The organism is Myroides odoratimimus, from assembly GCF_038039805.1.
GTDB classification, from domain to species: Bacteria; Bacteroidota; Bacteroidia; order Flavobacteriales; family Flavobacteriaceae; genus Flavobacterium; species Flavobacterium odoratimimum_B.
Genome location: NZ_JBBPHK010000005.1, coordinates 14,059 through 31,861, shown reverse-complemented (window position 1 = coordinate 31,861; position 17,803 = coordinate 14,059). Strand labels below are relative to the sequence as shown.

Annotated in this window: 16 protein-coding genes; 8 read left to right on the top strand and 8 right to left on the bottom strand. The window is 33.8% G+C overall.

Annotation, left to right across the window (positions count from 1 at the left end; genetic code table 11):
• The first annotated feature begins 156 nt into the window (after positions 1–156).
• Entirely contained in the window at positions 157–2,793 is a 2,637-nt protein-coding gene (locus tag AABL85_RS06070) for a hypothetical protein (protein ID WP_341309502.1), read from the top strand.
• A gap of 80 nt (positions 2,794–2,873) precedes the next feature.
• On the opposite strand, the gene AABL85_RS06065 is transcribed toward AABL85_RS06070, so the two are convergent.
• Entirely contained in the window at positions 2,874–3,719 is an 846-nt protein-coding gene (locus tag AABL85_RS06065; protein WP_341309501.1) for a prephenate dehydratase, read from the bottom strand.
• A 184-nt stretch (positions 3,720–3,903) separates the two neighbouring features.
• On the opposite strand from AABL85_RS06065, the gene AABL85_RS06060 reads away from it, so the two are divergent.
• From AABL85_RS06060 to AABL85_RS06045, 4 genes are all read left to right on the top strand, one after another.
• Complete coding sequence (locus AABL85_RS06060; RefSeq protein WP_341309500.1) at positions 3,904–4,350, top strand: GNAT family N-acetyltransferase; 447 nt, start codon at positions 3,904–3,906, stop codon at positions 4,348–4,350.
• A 79-nt stretch (positions 4,351–4,429) separates the two neighbouring features.
• Positions 4,430–5,020 (top strand): glutathione peroxidase, encoded by a 591-nt coding sequence (locus AABL85_RS06055; RefSeq protein ID WP_341309499.1) that lies wholly within the window; start codon positions 4,430–4,432, stop codon positions 5,018–5,020.
• A 60-nt stretch (positions 5,021–5,080) separates the two neighbouring features.
• Positions 5,081–6,736 (top strand): 2-succinyl-5-enolpyruvyl-6-hydroxy-3-cyclohexene-1-carboxylic-acid synthase, encoded by a 1,656-nt coding sequence (gene menD, locus AABL85_RS06050; RefSeq protein ID WP_341309498.1) that lies wholly within the window; start codon positions 5,081–5,083, stop codon positions 6,734–6,736.
• 67 nt (positions 6,737–6,803) lie between these two features.
• A complete protein-coding gene (locus AABL85_RS06045) occupies positions 6,804–7,148 on the top strand; it encodes a DUF2853 family protein (RefSeq protein ID WP_006258306.1) in 345 nt (114 codons plus the stop codon).
• Positions 7,149–7,445: 297 nt separating this feature from the next.
• Here AABL85_RS06045 and AABL85_RS06040 read toward each other — a convergent pair whose 3' ends face one another.
• From AABL85_RS06040 to AABL85_RS06025, 4 genes are all read right to left on the bottom strand, one after another.
• Positions 7,446–8,792, bottom strand: a complete 1,347-nt coding sequence (locus AABL85_RS06040; protein WP_341309497.1) for an amidohydrolase — start codon at positions 8,790–8,792, stop codon at positions 7,446–7,448.
• 49 nt (positions 8,793–8,841) lie between these two features.
• Positions 8,842–9,552 (bottom strand): ankyrin repeat domain-containing protein, encoded by a 711-nt coding sequence (locus tag AABL85_RS06035; protein ID WP_341309496.1) that lies wholly within the window; start codon positions 9,550–9,552, stop codon positions 8,842–8,844.
• A gap of 88 nt (positions 9,553–9,640) precedes the next feature.
• Positions 9,641–10,546 carry an AraC family transcriptional regulator gene (locus AABL85_RS06030; RefSeq protein ID WP_341309495.1) on the bottom strand — a complete coding sequence of 302 codons (906 nt, stop codon included), beginning with the start codon at positions 10,544–10,546 and terminating at the stop codon, positions 9,641–9,643.
• A 582-nt stretch (positions 10,547–11,128) separates the two neighbouring features.
• Positions 11,129–11,338 carry a DUF6140 family protein gene (locus AABL85_RS06025; protein WP_006258313.1) on the bottom strand — a complete coding sequence of 70 codons (210 nt, stop codon included), beginning with the start codon at positions 11,336–11,338 and terminating at the stop codon, positions 11,129–11,131.
• 368 nt (positions 11,339–11,706) lie between these two features.
• Between AABL85_RS06025 and AABL85_RS06020 the strand changes: the two genes are divergently transcribed.
• The gene (locus tag AABL85_RS06020) at positions 11,707–12,558 is read left to right on the top strand and encodes a DMT family transporter (protein ID WP_341309494.1); all 852 of its coding nucleotides are present in this window, start codon (positions 11,707–11,709) and stop codon (positions 12,556–12,558) included.
• Between the two features lie 263 nt (positions 12,559–12,821).
• Entirely contained in the window at positions 12,822–13,562 is a 741-nt protein-coding gene (locus tag AABL85_RS06015; protein WP_341309493.1) for a hypothetical protein, read from the top strand.
• Positions 13,563–13,664: 102 nt separating this feature from the next.
• On the opposite strand, the gene bshA is transcribed toward AABL85_RS06015, so the two are convergent.
• Positions 13,665–14,792, bottom strand: a complete 1,128-nt coding sequence (gene bshA, locus AABL85_RS06010) for an N-acetyl-alpha-D-glucosaminyl L-malate synthase BshA (RefSeq protein WP_341309492.1) — start codon at positions 14,790–14,792, stop codon at positions 13,665–13,667.
• A 204-nt stretch (positions 14,793–14,996) separates the two neighbouring features.
• Here bshA and AABL85_RS06005 point away from each other — a divergent pair, with 204 nt between their 5' ends.
• Positions 14,997–15,641, top strand: a complete 645-nt coding sequence (locus AABL85_RS06005; protein ID WP_341309491.1) for a suppressor of fused domain protein — start codon at positions 14,997–14,999, stop codon at positions 15,639–15,641.
• Positions 15,642–15,724: 83 nt separating this feature from the next.
• On the opposite strand, the gene AABL85_RS06000 is transcribed toward AABL85_RS06005, so the two are convergent.
• Both AABL85_RS06000 and AABL85_RS05995 read right to left on the bottom strand, forming a co-directional pair.
• Positions 15,725–16,120, bottom strand: a complete 396-nt coding sequence (locus tag AABL85_RS06000; RefSeq protein WP_341309490.1) for a hypothetical protein — start codon at positions 16,118–16,120, stop codon at positions 15,725–15,727.
• Positions 16,121–16,360: 240 nt separating this feature from the next.
• A complete protein-coding gene (locus AABL85_RS05995; RefSeq protein ID WP_341309489.1) occupies positions 16,361–17,722 on the bottom strand; it encodes an MFS transporter in 1,362 nt (453 codons plus the stop codon).
• Positions 17,723–17,803: the final 81 nt, after the last annotated feature.

Here is a 17,803-nt window from a genome sequence, read left to right as displayed (position 1 = left end):
CACAGTCAAATAATACAGGTACGTCCGTTACTATGCATTGTTATAGAGCTCACAAACATGAGAGATCTTGTGAAGAACTGCAAAAAATACTTGACGATTACTTAAGAAAAAAAGAACATTATCTTGATTAACTAAGATAAACTATATGAATACCCTATGAAAAATGTACAAACCTATTTATATTATTTATTTCTATTTATCTATGGGTATTCATATAGTCAAACTATTTCTTCTAAAATAATAGACGAAAACAATTCTCCTATAAGTAATGTCACAGCACTAATTACTAATCAAGAAAACAAAAACATTGCTTTTACTATTACAGATAACCAAGGAATATTTTTAATCTCCCTTAAAGAAAAATGTACAAATTGTAAACTTACACTACGTTCTTTTGGACTCGAGAAAAAGTCATTTGAACTTCTTGATTCCCAAGAAAACATGGGAATACAAAAGCTCCTTCAGCTTAAATATGAAGCAGAAGAACTTCAAGAACTATCTATAACAATAAAAAAACCGATAACAATTAAAAAAGATACTATAGTCTATAATATAAAGGACTTTACTAAAGGTAATGAACGTGTACTAGAAGACTTATTAAAAAACTTACCTGGAATAGATGTAGCAAAAGATGGAACTGTAAAAGTAAGTGGTCAAGAAGTTGAAAAGATTATGGTAGATGGAACAGACTTCTTTGAAAAAGGATACAAAGTACTCACTAAAAACATCCCCATCAAACCACTATCTGAAGTAGAAATACTAAAAAATTATTCTAATAATAAACACCTAAAAGGTATTGAAGACAGTAATAAAATAGCTTTAAACATAACTTTGCAAGAAGAATTTAAAAATATCTGGTTTGGAAATATAGAAGCTGGTTCAGGGTATGATGAAAAAGTAAAACACCTCGGTAGAACTAACATTTTAAACTTTAACAAAAAAGTAAAAACATTTTACTTACTTTCTAGCAACAATATGAACTATAATATTTCTGGTGATTTAAATGCTATTGTCTCTAGTAATCTTACCAATTTATTTGAATCAGCATATAGCCCTTCTTTACTAAGCTTCTCACATACCTCCCTTAGTATTGATAATAAACGATATAAATCAAGTAATAACAACCTTCTTAGTATTAATAATATATATACTCCTAATGAGAATTGGAATATTAAGTTAACCGGTATACTCAGTACTAACTCATTTAAAACCCAAAGAGAATCATTACAACACCTTTTTGATAGTTCTGATGTATATACTTTTAATGATAAATCAAGATCTAAGAATGAACAAGATCTAAACTTTTTGAGATTAGATATCAATCATGATTTTAATATTAATAATTCGATTCTTTATACCGTTAAAGGAAGTAAGACCAATCTAACATCAAAAGGTTCTTATCAATATAATGATAAAAACAGTTCTTCTGAAGTAAGGGAAAAAACACCTAGAATAGAGCAAGATGTAGAGTACACTAATAAATTATCTAAAAACAAAGTACTAATCATAAATGGTAAAAATATTTATGACGAAACAACTCACTCTAGCTTATTAAATCCCAATTTATACTTAAATACTCCTAATTCTCTATTTAATCAAAATGTGTTTACTAAAGTTAATTTTACAGCATTAAAGGTAAGTTATATGAATAAATTTGAGAATGGCGATTTAGTAGAATTTTCTATTGGTAATACATATACTAGTACGGCTCTAAGAAGTTACGTTGAAGGATATAGCCCTATTCAAAGTACACAAAAAGACAATAACAATCTTTCATTAAAAACTAATAAACTATACTTAAACAGTAAATATTCTAAAGAATTCGGAAACCTAAAAATAATTCCATTTATTGATTTTATCATTTTAAACAATAAACTAAAAAACACGACCACTACTTTAGATAATAAAAAAGCAATAATTGCTCCTAAAATTGAATTACAATGGATCCCAAATGATCAACATCGAATTAGTGTTAATTATAGACACAATTACACTAATGTCAAAATGGATCAATTATTAGAGAACTACGTTCAGTCTTCATTCAGAAATTTTGTAAAAGGAACAAGTAATTTAGAACCACTCACTAACAGCGCTTTAGGTATATATTATACACTTGGCAATTACTCAGATCGTGTATTTGCTAATGTTTTTTTTAATTATACACATTATAATGACTTTTACTCTAAGGACATTTCTTTATATGAAGACTATACCCTATCCAAAAGTATGATTATACAAAACAGTGATTCCTATCACCTAAACACAAACCTAAACTACTATCTAAAAAAACTAAAGAATAACATTAAAATTACTTTAGGAATCAGTCAATCAGAATTTTACAATTCTATCAATAATACAGCATTGAGAAAAGTACAAGGTACCTCTATTAATTATGGCATAGAAATAAGCTCTATATTTGATAACTTCTTTAATTATCAATTATCTACACTTTGGTATAACTCTACAATTAAAACAGATAGAAAAGATAATTTTATAGATAATGAAACTAGTCTAAACCTTCATTTCACACTAAATAAAAGTTTAGTATTAGATATTAATGCTGATTCTTATTCTTTTGGTGATCTTGTCAACAATAGAAAGTTAAATGTTTTTTTTGACTCTAAATTAAATTACAAACCAGTAGGTTCTAATTGGAACTTCTCTTATGAACTTAATAATATATTCAATCAAAAATATTATACAGCAACATCTATTACCGACTTTAATCACACTGTTACAAAAACAAATTTAGTTCCTAGACAATTCTTATTCTCAGTCAATTATTCCTTTTAGAAATTCAAAATACTTCGTGAATCAAAAAAGCGTGAATAATCTCATTCACGCTTTTTACTAATTTACTACTAAAATTGTAGCTATTGGTGGTCTGGTATTACTAATTTATCTTGTTTATACTCTCCTAATACCTTTAAGTATCGAGTAGCTTTAGTTACTTCTTCTATTGCTTTATAGTACTTGTCATAATCTTCATTGACTAAGACAACACCTGCGTGGAATGAGTACTGGAATACACTTCCTGACAAAGGCACAGACTGTATCTTACTCAAGTTTAAATCATGAGAAGCTAGTATCTCTAAGACTCTATTTAGACTTCCTTTTTGATGATCCGTATAAAAATATAATGAAGCTTTATTAAAACCTTCTACTTTTTTTGGCTCTCTACTTAACAAGAAAAATCGTGTATAGTTGTCATACACGTCGTGGATATTCTCTGCTAAGATCTCTAGATTATACATCTCTGCGGCTAGTGTAGACCCGATAGACGCAACGCCTTTATACTTTTTCTCTTGAATATTTCTAGCGCATGTAGCCGTATCATCCATCGCCAGACGCTTCCAATCTGTATATTGATCTAAGAAGTTCTCGCATTGTAATAAGGCCATAGGGTGTGTACGCACCTCTGTGATATCTGCTAATGTCTGTCCTTTTAAGGCTAGTAAATTATGTCTAATAGGAAGAGCAATCTCTCCCCAAATATACAAGTCATTCTTAGTTAACAACGAGTAATTAGGTAATATAGATCCAGCAATAGAGTTCTCTATTGCCATCATGCCATAATCTACTTCTTTATTGACTAACTGTTTTACTAACGAATTAAAAGTAGGGCTATCCACTATCTCTACTTCTTCTGAACCAAAGAACTTCCCAACTGCTTCATGGTGAAAAGATCCTTTGATTCCTTGAATGACTACTGATTTCATAAAATATATTTTTGGCTTTAATAATTGCAATATTGGCAAACTATCAAAGTTAGTAGTTTATACTTATAATAAACAGTTTTTATACTCCATATTTTAAGTTTTTATTACTTTTAGTCTATTAATCCCTATTGGATTTAAATTAATCACACCAATTGCACATTTGCAACTGCTAATTACTAAACATATGAGTGTAATAATCAGACCTTATCAAAAAGAAGACAAACAAATCTTACTCGATATCCTTCAACTCAACGTCCCTACTTATTTTGCACAAGAAGAAGTAGATGACCTATCACTATACCTAGATCAGTATCTAGACCTCTACTATGTAGCCTTAGACAATGGCAAAATTATAGGTGCAGCAGGCATTAATAGAGACTTCGAGAAGGAGTTTGCTTCATTAAGTTGGGGATTTTTACATCCTGATTATCATCGAAAAGGTGCAGGCTCTCTACTCTTAAAACACAGATTAGACATTCTAAAACCTGATCATAGAATCAAAACAATACAAGTGCGTACCTCTCAGGTGGTATATCGTTTTTTTGAAAAACACAATTTTGAAGTTATTGAAACTCAAGAAGATTATTGGGCAAAAGGCTTAGACCTCTATGTTATGCGTTTAAAACGCTAAATAAAACAAATTAAGCGTTAAAACAACTAGGGAATTAAAAACAGTTTTGTAATTTCACCTCAATAAAACTCACATCATTATGAAAAAGTTATTTGTTATAGCGGCTATCTTAGCCATCACACCCATTTTTGCAAACACACACCATACTAATATTAATAAAAACATTATGACACAATCCCCAAAAGACAAAAAAACAATTTACCAGTTTAAGGTTACTGACCTTTATGGAGAAGAATTTGACTTCGCTACCTTAAAAGGAAAGAAAATCATGATTGTAAATACTGCTTCTGAATGTGGTCTAACTCCTCAGTATAAACAACTTCAGAGTATGTATAACGAATTCGGAGGAGATAACTTCGTAATCGTTGGATTCCCGGCTAATAATTTTGGTTCTCAAGAACCTGGTAGTAATGAAGAAATCGCTACTTTCTGTGAGCAGAACTATGGCGTATCATTCCCGATGATGAATAAGATATCTGTAAAAGGAGATGATATTGCACCGATATATGAGTTCTTAACTAAAAAGTCTAAGAATGGACTAGAAGACAGTGAAGTACAGTGGAATTTCCAAAAGTATCTAATAGACGAAACTGGTCATTTAGTGAAAGTAATCAACCCTAGAACACTACCAGATGACCCAGAAATCAAAGCTTGGGTTAAAGCAAAATAAGTCACTTTACACATCTAATACAATGAGTTTGTTCGTATCTTTGGGTTTTACTTTTAAATTATGAACTATCCACAAATAGAACTAGCGCAAAGTATTATTGAAATTTGTAAAGCAAAAAATATTCAACATATAATCATATCACCAGGATCACGCAATGCCCCATTAACGATAGGCTTTGCTAGTGATCCTTTTTTTACGTGTTACAGTCTAGCCGATGAGCGATGTGCAGCCTTTTTCGGTATGGGGATTGCTCAACAGACAGCGTTCCCTATTGCCTTAGTTTGCACTTCTGGATCAGCTCTTCTTAACTATTATCCAGCTGTAGCAGAAGCTTTTTATAGTCAGATACCCATGGTTATTATCTCTGCAGATAGACCTACCTCTAAGATTGATATAGGAGATGGACAGACTATCAGACAGCGCAATGTGTATGAGAATCATATCGTGTACAATGCCAATCTAACAGAAGAAGCAAATAATGAAAATGACATTCTAATCAACAATGCCATTAATACAGCGATAGCCCAAAAAGGCCCTGTACACATCAATGCTCCTTTTGAAGAACCGTTATACAATACTGTAGAGGAACTTACAGTTACTCCTACTATCATTAACCTAGAGACGCTACCTCTTCAATTCAAAGAGTTTGATCAATATATAGATAATTATAAAAAGGCAACTAAGAAGTTGATTTTAGTAGGTGTCAATACACCTGGTGCACTAAGTCAGGATGTGATAGACTGGTTAGCAAATGATCCTTCTGTTATTATCATGACAGAGACTACCTCTAACCTACACCACCCGAATTGCGTAGAACACATAGATCGTATCATTACGACATTCTCAGAAGAAGACTTCTTAGCTTTTCAGCCAGATCTTTTAATTACTTTTGGAGGAATGGTGATCAGTAAGAGAATCAAAGCATTCTTGCGTAAGTATAAACCTACTCAGCATTGGCATATTGATACCCTAAGACACTATGATACGTATAATGCTCTTAACAAAGCAATATTAGATACACCTGAGAATTTCTTCCAGACCATTAAAGAAAACATTGAACACTATACCGCATCTAACTATTACACTTGGATGCAAAGCATTGTCACAGCTAGATTAGCGAAACATAAAGCATATTTAAAAACAATACCGTTTAGTGATCTAAGTGTATTCGAAACCTTATTTGCTCAGTTGCCAAAAGGAACCCAATTACAAATTAGTAATAGTTCTGCAATACGATATGCTCAGTTGATTAAGATAGACGCTTCTAATCCTGTTTTCTGTAACAGGGGTACCAGCGGAATAGATGGAAGTACTTCTACAGCTATAGGAGCTGCTGTGGCTACACAGAAACCAACCTTATTAATCACAGGAGATATCGGTTTTCTTTATGATAGTAACGGACTTTGGAATAATTATATTCCTAAAGACTTTAAAATACTACTGTTAAACAATGGCGGTGGGGGTATCTTTAGAATCTTACCAGGCCATAAAGAAACACCTGTATTTAATACTTACTTTGAAACATGTCATCATCACACAGCTGAGCACCTAGCGAAGATGTATAATTTTAAATATCGAACAGCGACTAACAAAGAGGAATTAAAGCAACAATGTCAATTGTTTTTTGAAGATAATAACGGCCCTGCTATTCTAGAAGTATTCACTCCTACTGAGGTTAATAATATGGTACTCAGCAACTATTTTCGCAATATGTAATTTTAACAGTGATTAATGCTTACGTATTGAAATTTTATGTATCTTGTACTCAATAAAAAAGAAAATTATGAGTAAAAGAGACGAATTAATTCAAAAGTACGCTGCTGATTTAAAAGATAAGTGTGGTGTAACAGCTAATATGGATTTATTAACTGCTGTAACTATCGGATGTGGACCATCTATTTATAACCAAGATTCTTCTACTGTTGCTGGTTCTTCAGAATCTGAGTTAGCTACAGTTAAAAATAACTTTTTAATTAAAAAGTTAGGTCTTAAAGATGGGCCAGAGTTAGATAAAGGTATCCAAGCTGTTATGGACAAATACGGTCAATCAAATAGAAATAAATACAGAGCTGTAGTTTATTACTTATTGACTGTTCACTTCAAAAAAGAAAGTGTTTACAAGAAATAATATAACGTAAATATATTAATGTACTTTAAGAGGGACAGTTCTATAACTGTTCCTTTTTTTATGCTCTCTTCAAAAAATTAGAGACTCATCTAATGACAAGTCTCTAATGGGGGTAATTTCAAAAACATTTACGCTTATTCTAGTATATAAATCTTTAGGACTAAACTTTAGAAAATATTATTTTCTTCTGTTATTTTTGGGCTTTCCAAATCAGGTTTATATAAAAGCAATGTCTTTGGTGTTTAAAAAAAAATATAAAATTGGGTATGAAAAAAAACACTCTTATTGCTCAGATTCCTAAGTCATTTTTTTTGAGTACACTCTCTTTCCTTTATAGAAAGTAAATTCTCGCTGTGGAGTACGAGCCACTGCTTCTGCAGAACAGCTAGCCTTCACAAAAACAAGGTCTGCTGAATCTCCTACTTTTGGCCATTGGTGATCTCCTGTCTCATTCAGTGGTAGCACCTGATCCTTAGTCGCTATTTGCAATGCACGGCTCAGTCTTAGTTCATCTGTCCATCCATAAAGCTCGGCACAGTGCTTTGCTTTTTCTAACATATCACAGTTTCCAAATGGTTGCCAATGATCTATAATACTATCTGTCCCTGTCATCACACTCATCTTATGCTTATAGAATGTAGGTATAGGCATCATAGAGCGCCCTAGTGGTACAGTAGAGATCACTCCTATTCCATTAATACTCATCTGTGTAGACAATTCCTCTAATTCCTTTGCATCTATCTGCCCTAGAGCGAAGCCATGACTGATATAAGTACGCCCTTGTAAGGCTTTATTAGCTTCCACTTGTTTTAAAATGTATTGGATAGCAGGAATACCTGTTTTGGCTCCTTCATGAAGATGAATATCTATTCCTTTGTCATAATCTAAAGCGATCTGAATCATGATGTCCAAAGACTTCTCCATATTCCCATCTACGGTAGTTGGATCAAGTCCTCCAATATAATCCACTCCTAGCTGAGCTGATTCTCTTAACAGAGCCTCACTATCAGAATATAAAATTCCGTGTTGAGGAAAAGCAACTATTTCACTCCCCATCACCTCTTTTTTATTCTCCAGCGCTATTTTTAGATTCTCTAGGCTCTTCAGTCCACTAGTAGGATCTATATTAGTCTGACACCTTGCAAAATAAGTTCCTTGACTATTCATTAAATCTATCGCCATTTCCGCTTTATCTACTGACTTAACTAATAGATCAGGTAATATTCTTCTTTCCAGATCGATCATATCTTTAACAGATCGACCAGGTTTAGGATCTCCATACCAGCGCTCTCCATAAAACGTTTTATCGATATGTATATGCATATCTCTAAATCCAGGTAACATCAGTAATCCATCCATATCTACACTGATAATATCTGATGTATCGGACATCCCTACTTTATCAATAGAAACAACAACTCCATTGGCAATGCGTATATCGAATAATGCTGTCTTAGTACGCCATACTTCTCCTCGATCATTATACTCAAAACCTGTTTCTAGTAATACATTGCGCAGAACGAATTCATTTGCCTTAACAGAACTTCTTTCAGTACTTGCTTGCGCTGACGAGCCTACCGATGGAATAAATAATCCACCGGCCGCTGCCGCTGTTAATCCTAGAAATTGCTTTCTATTTATCATATTGTTGTTTCCTATTATTGTTATACACCTATCCTATCGAATATACAGTTTATTTGGCACCAGCAGCTTTTAACAACTTCACCATTCCTGTATAATTTCTCTTTTGAGCATGTTGCAACGGTGTTACTCCATCAGCATCAGGAATATTCACATTCACACCACCTTTAATTAATTCATCCACGATACTGGTATGTACAGCCCCACCATTGCTAAGAACGATCGCTTCCATCAGCGCTGTCCAGCCTAGTCTATTTACATGATCGATAGGGTAATTAGGATAATTAACCAGTAATTTCACTACCTCTAAATGACCTTTTTCTGCAGCAGGTATTAGTGCACTACCATTATAACGGTTAAACACAGTAAAGTCTACACCGTGTTTTAGCGCTTCTTGTACTATTTCTAAATTTCCTTCTGCACCCGCGTATAAAAAAGGACTATTAAGCATCTTGTCTTGGGCATTGACATTAGCCCCTGCTTGCATTAAAACCTTTGCGATAACATTTCGATTGTGATATACAGCATACATCAGAGGAGTTTCTCCTTTATCGTTGCGCTGCTCGATATCTACTTTACTTTCCAGAAGCTGTTTAACAGCAGTAAGATTATTGTTCTGAATTGCCGTAAACAATGATACTTCCTTCATATCTACTACTTCATTTGAATGAGTTGAACTTTCATCTGACGAGTTACAAGCCATAGCCGCACCTCCGATAAAGCCAATAAAAAGTAATATAGCTATTCTTCTTATCATTTTCATATCTCTTGGTTTTTAATAGGTTAAGTTCGTTACTTATAACTACTAACACAAAGATAGAAGTACTGATATAAAGGAAGTTGTAATATTTTTATAGATTATTGGAATTTTTATAACTTGCTCTAAATTCGCCAGGAGTAACTCCTAATTGCTTTTTAAAGAAATTATTAAAATAACTCGTATCATTAAAGGACAACGAAAAGGCGATTTCCTTAATCGAAATATTCGTTGTAGTCAATAATCTCTTTGCTTCTAACAATAACCTATTCTGAATTAAAGAACCTGCATTAGTTCCTAACACCTTTTTACAAAGAATATTTAAATAGTTCGGAGTGATCTTTAATTGTTCTGCATAGAATGCCACACTACTTTGTTCTTTAAAGTGCACTTCTAACAACTCTTCGAATTGAAGTATATTCTTATCTATACTATGAGGATTCACTCCCTTGTGGTAGTCTAAATAATCCTTGTGTATGTATTTTAATAATAAATGAAACGACAGGAGAGCTATCTCTCTATCGATAATCTGATCTTTGGCTAATCGCTCTTCTAGCTCTTCTAAATCTGCCTTATACTTCTCAAAGCTCTCCTTCGTTAGCAACATCTGATTCGGTGCTCCTAATTGAAAATAAGCCAATGGACTATAAGTCGTATTCAGAGATTGTAAAATAGTAGGTGAAAACATCAATTGAAATCCAACTGTATGATTCTCTAATAACCAATAGTGCACTTGTTGTGGCCTCAAGAAAAACACTTGGTAATCTACTACATTTACTCTTTCAAAATCAATATCGTGGTATCCTCCTCCTTTTTCTACGAAGAAGATAAAGTAGAAATCGTGCTTGTGTGGGGACAACAAATCGTTTCTGCCTTTTTCAATATGTTTGAACAAAGTTATATCCCAAGTATCTTCCCCTAATATGGTGGAAGTGGATAATGTCTGAATTTTAGTATTTGTATTCACGTATTTTGTATGGTATATTGGTTTAAGTGACATTTATAGTCGCTAAAAATAACTCAAATCAAATTCATGTTAAACTATTTTTAGTTAAAACATCACAAAGTTCACACATTGAGAATTATTTACATAATAAAACAACTGTAATTATTATCATTCCTTTATAAGAATATCATTTCAACAATCTACCAACCTATAAAAAACCAATATAAGCCGCGCTACTTCGTTTATTCTTATCCTATAAATTAACATTTCGAATCTCACATATAAAAGAAAAGCCCATCCTTTATAAGGATAGGCTTTAACTGTGATATTAATTTAGTAGATGAATTAATTATTCTAACTTAAGAATGGTAATTTCATATTTTTAGTTCCCTGCTCCTATCTCCCTCTCATAACCAATCAAATACAGCCCAAAAAAGCTCTTTTTTAATCTATTACCGAGGCCAAAGAAAACAATTATATATTGAACTACCAAATTATAAAGTGCTTTTTGCACTTTTTTATCTACTTATTACTCTCTAAAACCAGCTTCCTTGCTACGAAATATCGCTAAGTGGGAGTTATTTATCTATATCCTGTTTTTCATCTTATCTAAATACATTGTGATTCACTATTACACTACACCTCCACCACTTCTATAAAGGCAGGGCTACAACCACCTCCTTTAGAAAAATCAATACCATATACACGTCTAAATGCCTCTTGTACCACCTTGCCATTGTCTAGCCAAGGATGTGCAAATGACACGAAATCAACACTCATCCCTTTTTCGAGGTAAACTTGCTCATTATTATACGTGCGTATCACTGTAGCTTTATATCTTGCCATAGCTTCAATTTTAAATCTAAATTAATTATAACACACTATGTATCATAACAATAAAGTGCCAAACCCTACTTTTTTTGAGTGAGAAAATCCAAATATTCATTCCCTCAAAAAAAGCTCATCTTCACCCAAAAAAAATATTTTATATCAAAAATCACCTTATGTAATACTATCCCTACCTACTCCTTTCAATACATGAGTATTTCTCTTATTAAATCAATTCAAATAAGTACTTAAACTTCTATTTGATAGTTTTAGAAATTATCATAGCTTTGGAGATTAACCTTAAGACAAGTTCGCTATATGAGGTATTATACCTAGTAACCTAGATATACTACATCATACAAGCCTCTACTACCTAACCATTATAAATGAAAAAAAACACTACAGCATCTTCAGTTGCTGCTGCCCTAACCTCGATGATGTGTGTACAAGGGGGAGCATCTGTAGCCAAGCAATTATTTCCTGTAGTTGGAGCTACCGGAACAACCGCTTTGAGAATAGGCATATCAGCTATATTCCTTAATATTATTAATCGTCCGAAGATTTCGAAATTCTCTAAAAAAGAATGGTTATACTGTGGCCTATTTGGAGGTTCTATAGCCTTGATGAATATGATCTTCTATCTAGCCATACAGCGCATCCCATTAGGACTAGGAGTGACTATAGAGTTTATAGGCCCTTTATTTCTAGCCCTATTCTTATCTAGAAAAGTATTAGATATCGTATGGGCTTTATTTGCTTGTGCAGGGATATTATTAATCGTTCCTTGGCAAACTAACAATGTAGATATTATAGGACTAGGCTTAGCCGCTACAGCAGGTGTATTTTGGGCGTGTTATATCGTGATGGGAAGTAAGGTCTCTAAAGAGATGAATACAAACCATGCAGTATCAGTAGGTCTTGTATTCGCTACGCTTATTGTAGTCCCTGTAGCCTTATTTATGGGAGGACTAGAGAAGTTGACCTGGGGTAGCTTAGGACTAGGTGCCCTAGTGGCTATTCTATCTAGTGCCTTACCTTTCTCTCTGGATTTGGTAGCTCTAAAGAAGTTACCAGCGAAGACATTTAGTATCCTTACTAGTTTACAGCCTGCCTTTGCAGCCATGTCGGGTCTTCTATTCTTAAAAGAGCACCTAACCTTAACACAATGGATTTCGATAGCCTGTGTGATTACCGCTAGTGTAGGTTCTACTATATTTAGCACTAAAAAAGAAGCTTAGTTATTTATATATTCTAAAAAGGGCTATTCTCGTGAGGAGAATAGCCCTTTTTTCTATAAAGAAGCATCCTTAAACAAATAGGTATAAATCACTTCCTAATGGCACTGATTGCATACTTATCGGATAGTTATCGCATAGTGGTCACATAATAAAGCTATAAAATAATGCGATCACTATACTATAATTCTACCATCAGATGCTGAACATTCGGCTCGGTTTTTGATATAAAACACTTATTATCAACTATTAAAACCAAAAGCATTATGGCTAGAATTAATTCTAAAAAACTCCTAGTAGGTATAATAGGACCTATTTATGGAAAAGAACACAGAGGCAAGCAGATATTCCAAACAAGGCCTAATCGTTCAAAACAAGACAAGTCAAAAAATCACAATGCAAAATTAATGCGAAGTGTATCTCATAACTCTTCATTTATTAGACAAGTAATTGAGATTCATTTAAACAAAAGACACGAGAGTTATATGCATTCTCGCTTTTTAGGACAACTCATGAGCATTATGCACAAGGAGGATCAAATTGATTTTAAACAAAGGTCGATTTTTTCGGTCAATTGTAAAGCGCTTGAAGGTTTTGAGTTCAATAGAAAAGCTCTGTTTAAAGACACTTTTCTCGAAAGAATTATTGTACAACACACAGACAAAGAAGTACTGCAAGTACAGGTACCTTCTTTTATTCCAAAAGAGCAAGTGGTATTCCCAAAAGGTTGTACAGATGCACTCCTACGCATTAGAGCCTTTGCGATACATCCCGATAATGATTTATGTAAAGAAGGGCCACTTAGAGAGCTAAATATAGAATTTTCGATACATGATTCTATTGTAAACGAAACGGATTGGTTGTGTAACTGTATAGATACGGATGAAAAATTTGAGCTTTTAGTAGCAGATATCCAGTTCTTTTACCCTATCAATAATACTGCACAAAGGTTAACTTTATATAATACAAAAGAATATAACCCTAGTATGGTTATCTATGCTAAGTAGAAGTATTTGTACTTTGGTATACTGGTAAAGAAGATGACTCTAAAATACAGAGCAAATAAAAGGGAGTCAATCACTTGACTCCCTTTTCTATTTAAAGTATTCTTACTTCTTCTCTATCGCAGCACGATAAATATCTTCGTATAGAGGTACTACCTTATCTATACTGAATTTCTTCGCTACTTCTCTTGCGCGTTCTTTAAAACCACATAGCGTATCTTGATCTTTTACGATCTTCAATGCATTCGCTACCATATCCTCTACATCCCCTACATCGCTCAGGTACCCTGATACTCCATGCTCATTCACCTCAGGAAGACCTCCCGTATTACTAGAGATAACTGGTACTCCCATCGCCATCGCTTCTAAAGCTGCTAGACCGAAGCTCTCTGTCTCTGATGGCAATAAGAATAAATCAGAATAAGACAAGATATGCTCTATCTCATTACTATTCCCGAAGAAGATAATCTTATCATAGATTCCCAATTCTAATGCTTGGCGTTCTGCGCGTTCTTTCTCAGGTCCATCCCCTACTAACATCAGTTTGGCAGGTCTTTCTTTTTGGATTCCATAAAAGATAGAGACTACATCTTCGATGCGTTTCACCTTTCTGAAGTTACTGATATGCGTTACGATCACCTCATCTTTATCTGCCATAGCACTACGCTTACACGGTGTGTCTTCACAGTCTAATTCTTTCACCTCTATAAAGTTAGGAATGACATGAATCTCCTTTTCAGTACCAAACAGGCAATGAGTAGATTCTTTTAAAGATTGAGATACAGAAGTCACATAATCAGAATTATTGATACTAAAGCTCACTGCAGTCTTATAGTTAGGGTGATTTCCTACTAAAGTAATATCTGTACCGTGTAATGTTGTAATCATCGGTAGATTAATCCCTTGTTCTTTCAACATCTGCTTTGCCATATATCCTGCATAAGCGTGAGGAATAGCATAGTGTACATGCAGTACATCGATCTTGAATAGTTTCACCATATCCACTAATTTACTTGACAAGGCAAGTTCATAAGGCTGATAATGGAACAATGGATACTCAGGAACATTTACTTCGTGATAAAATATATTAGGATTTAGCAAGGCTAAACGCACTGGTTGGCTATAAGTAATAAAATGCACTTCGTGATTTCTTTTCGCTAATTCCAACCCTAATTCTGTGGCTACTACACCACTACCTCCAAAGGTTGGATAGCATACGATGGCTATTTTCATATAATTAATGCTTGTTTTTTAGAATGCTTAAAGATAATTCTATTATTAATAACATCTCTTATTTTAGCTTTCAACTTTGTGCTATGCCGTCTTTTTTAACACTACACCACTGTAACACACCGTTTTTATCTATTTTATTTTAACAAAAACATTATTTTTGCTAAGCAATAAGACGCATAAAATAACGCTCATAAAAAGTATAAAATGACAAAAGAAGAATACCAACAAAAGTACAATGAAGAAGATGCAGTGGGATGGGATGCTATCTCTGATCACTTAGCAAAACAATATGGAGAGCAAGAACCTCAGCACTTTGGCAATGCATTACCTTACTCTTTAGGTGGAGAAAATCCTCTAGATGGATTAAGTGTATATAACAGTGATCAGCAAACAGACCACTTCCATATCGTTACCTATGGATTCTCTGACTTATATTATAATGACGAGGCTGTAGACAATGACTTTAGTGGATACGGTTTTGAATTGACAATGCGTCTAAAGAAACAAGGCGATGAAAACTTTCATTGGGCAATGAACCTTATGAACAACTTAGCGAAGTATGTATTTAGCTCAGGTAAATGGTTTGAAGAGTTTCATTTTATCCCTACTAATAGTCCTATTCGTTTAGATTATGATACAGATTTAGTAGCCATTGCTTTTGTAAAAGACCCTGAATTAGGTTCTTTAGACACCCCTAATGGACGTGTTGAGTTCCTACAAATGGTTGGTATTACCCAAAAAGAGTACGATACTTTACTAGAAAACCCTAAGACTTCTGAGACAGAGAAACTACTTGAACAGTTGCGTCAAGACAATCCTTTGTTGATTACAGATCTTGATAGAAAGTAATATACAGTTTACGGTAGACGGTTTACAGTGAACAGTTTACAGAACAACTATGAACTGTAAACCGTTAACCGTCCACTGTTAACCTATAAAACCCAACGCTCTATTAAGTTATACCATATTGCTTGTTGATCCTTTAACGTAAACACTGCTGAGGACTCTCTCTCTGTTCTGATATCCTCTGTCTGTTGTATTTCGATATACTCTACGATGATATGGCTAAAAGTAGCATATCCTTTTAGCTCTTTCACCTCTACTTGTCTAGTCGGAAACTTACCGTATACAGTAGGTAACCATTGTGTAAAAGCATCATAACTAACCGAGTTGCCGTCTCCATTCGTCATCTTAAACGAAGGATCAAATGTAGTAACTATAGTTTTATACAATGCTTCTCTATGTTCTGCTGTACCGTTAAACCAAGTCTGTATATTAACGTGAAAGTCGATTACCTGTTGTTTTCCTAATTCTAAATTATTTGTCATTTTGTTATATTGTGAGGTTGTGATTCTGTGAAGTTGTTGTTCTGTGAGTTTGTTGTTCTGTGAGATTGTTGTTCTGTGAGATTGTTGTTCTGTGAGATTGTTGTTCTGTGAAGTTGTTGTTCTGTGAGATTGTGATTCTGTGAGGTTGTGATTCTGTGAAGTTGTTGTTATGTGAGGTTGTAATCGATAATTTTACTTAACCAAAACTACAAAATCACAAAAACCAAAATTACAAAAAACCTAGTTCTTCTTTATATAAAACCCTATGCTGATTAACTGTATTAATCCGATTACAGATATTGCAATAGCAAATGCGTTAGGGTACCCTATTACAGCGCTTAAGCTAAAGAATATTGTACCTATAATGGCACCTCCTAATACACTCCCTACTTGTATTGTAGTACTTACGATACCTGATGCTTGTCCTACTTGATCTATTGCTATGGACTTAATACTCTCTTTCATCATCACAGGCATTAATAGTCCATGGCCAAGTCCTGCTGATAAAAATAAGCAATGCATGAATACATTCGGTGTACCATTTTGACTAAATAATATACCTAACCCTACAAAGGAGATTAATAATAACAATAGTCCTGATCTGATCCAAAAAGAAGCTTGTTTATCTATTTTAGCAAATAATATAGGCCCTAAGAAAAAACCTATACCATAAGGTATAATAGCTATACCTGAAGCTAACACTTCCCATCCAAGGTAAGACTGTAAATAGTAGGGATAGCAGATGAATAGCCCTGCTGTAAAATTATAAAATAAGATGATAGGAAGGTTATAAGCAAAGGATTTGTTGCCAAATAAAGAGATGGACAACAAGACTGTTTTTTGGCGCTGCTCTCTATATCGTTCATACTTCACAAAGCTTATAGCAAGTGCTATACTACCTCCTATAATAGCAAATATCCACCATGCCCAATGATATGTTCTCCCATATATAAGTGGTGTGATAAAACAAAGTAATGCACTGATAACAAGAATTACACCTATATAATCAAGTCTTTGCTTCACTACTCTTTCTTTAGGCATTTGACTATAAATACCATATAAACACATGGCTGCCACTGGTACATTCACTAAGAAGATTATCTCCCATGTCAGCCCCCATACATGTATATTTAATAATACACCGCCTAATAACTGCCCTACTATAGCTGCTAAACCAAATACAGAACCAAAAAGCCCTAAAGCTTTCGCACGTTCTGATTCGTCAAAAAGGATGCGAATAGAGGCTAATACCTGTGGAGCTAATAAAGAGGCTCCTAGCCCTTGTACAAAGCGAGAAAAAATTAACCAACCTATAGTAGGTGAGAAAGCACAAGCTAAGGAAGATAATAAAAAGATCCATAGTCCTGTAGTGAACACTGTTCTCCTTCCATATATATCGCCAAGTTTTCCACTACAGACTACTAGAGCAGCATATGTCAATCCATAAATAGCCACTACCATTTGCAATTGGTTCTCTGTTGCATTAAAAGACTCTTTAATAGCAGATAACGCCATATTGACAATAAAGTAATCTAAAGGAGATAGAAAAGCTCCAATAACTAAATAGCGTAGAATATTCCACCTATTTTTATACTCATTCATATTGTTTATTTTTATTCCTTTGCAAAGGAAACACCCTAGATACAAATTATCTTGTACTTTAAAAGGTTTTTACAGTAAACA

Bases quoted from the DNA above. Each gene is read 5' to 3' on its own strand.
- AABL85_RS06070 (WP_341309502.1), top strand. From the start codon at position 157: ATGAAAAATGTACAAACCTATTTATATTATTTATTTCTATTTATCTAT.
- AABL85_RS06065 (WP_341309501.1), bottom strand. From the start codon at position 3,719: ATGAAATCAGTAGTCATTCAAGGAATCAAAGGATCTTTTCACCATGAA.
- AABL85_RS06060 (WP_341309500.1), top strand. From the start codon at position 3,904: ATGAGTGTAATAATCAGACCTTATCAAAAAGAAGACAAACAAATCTTA.
- AABL85_RS06055 (WP_341309499.1), top strand. From the start codon at position 4,430: ATGAAAAAGTTATTTGTTATAGCGGCTATCTTAGCCATCACACCCATT.
- menD (WP_341309498.1), top strand. From the start codon at position 5,081: ATGAACTATCCACAAATAGAACTAGCGCAAAGTATTATTGAAATTTGT.
- AABL85_RS06045 (WP_006258306.1), top strand. From the start codon at position 6,804: ATGAGTAAAAGAGACGAATTAATTCAAAAGTACGCTGCTGATTTAAAA.
- AABL85_RS06040 (WP_341309497.1), bottom strand. From the start codon at position 8,792: ATGATAAATAGAAAGCAATTTCTAGGATTAACAGCGGCAGCGGCCGGT.
- AABL85_RS06035 (WP_341309496.1), bottom strand. From the start codon at position 9,552: ATGAAAATGATAAGAAGAATAGCTATATTACTTTTTATTGGCTTTATC.
- AABL85_RS06030 (WP_341309495.1), bottom strand. From the start codon at position 10,546: ATGTCACTTAAACCAATATACCATACAAAATACGTGAATACAAATACT.
- AABL85_RS06025 (WP_006258313.1), bottom strand. From the start codon at position 11,338: ATGGCAAGATATAAAGCTACAGTGATACGCACGTATAATAATGAGCAA.
- AABL85_RS06020 (WP_341309494.1), top strand. From the start codon at position 11,707: ATGAAAAAAAACACTACAGCATCTTCAGTTGCTGCTGCCCTAACCTCG.
- AABL85_RS06015 (WP_341309493.1), top strand. From the start codon at position 12,822: ATGGCTAGAATTAATTCTAAAAAACTCCTAGTAGGTATAATAGGACCT.
- bshA (WP_341309492.1), bottom strand. From the start codon at position 14,792: ATGAAAATAGCCATCGTATGCTATCCAACCTTTGGAGGTAGTGGTGTA.
- AABL85_RS06005 (WP_341309491.1), top strand. From the start codon at position 14,997: ATGACAAAAGAAGAATACCAACAAAAGTACAATGAAGAAGATGCAGTG.
- AABL85_RS06000 (WP_341309490.1), bottom strand. From the start codon at position 16,120: ATGACAAATAATTTAGAATTAGGAAAACAACAGGTAATCGACTTTCAC.
- AABL85_RS05995 (WP_341309489.1), bottom strand. From the start codon at position 17,722: ATGAATGAGTATAAAAATAGGTGGAATATTCTACGCTATTTAGTTATT.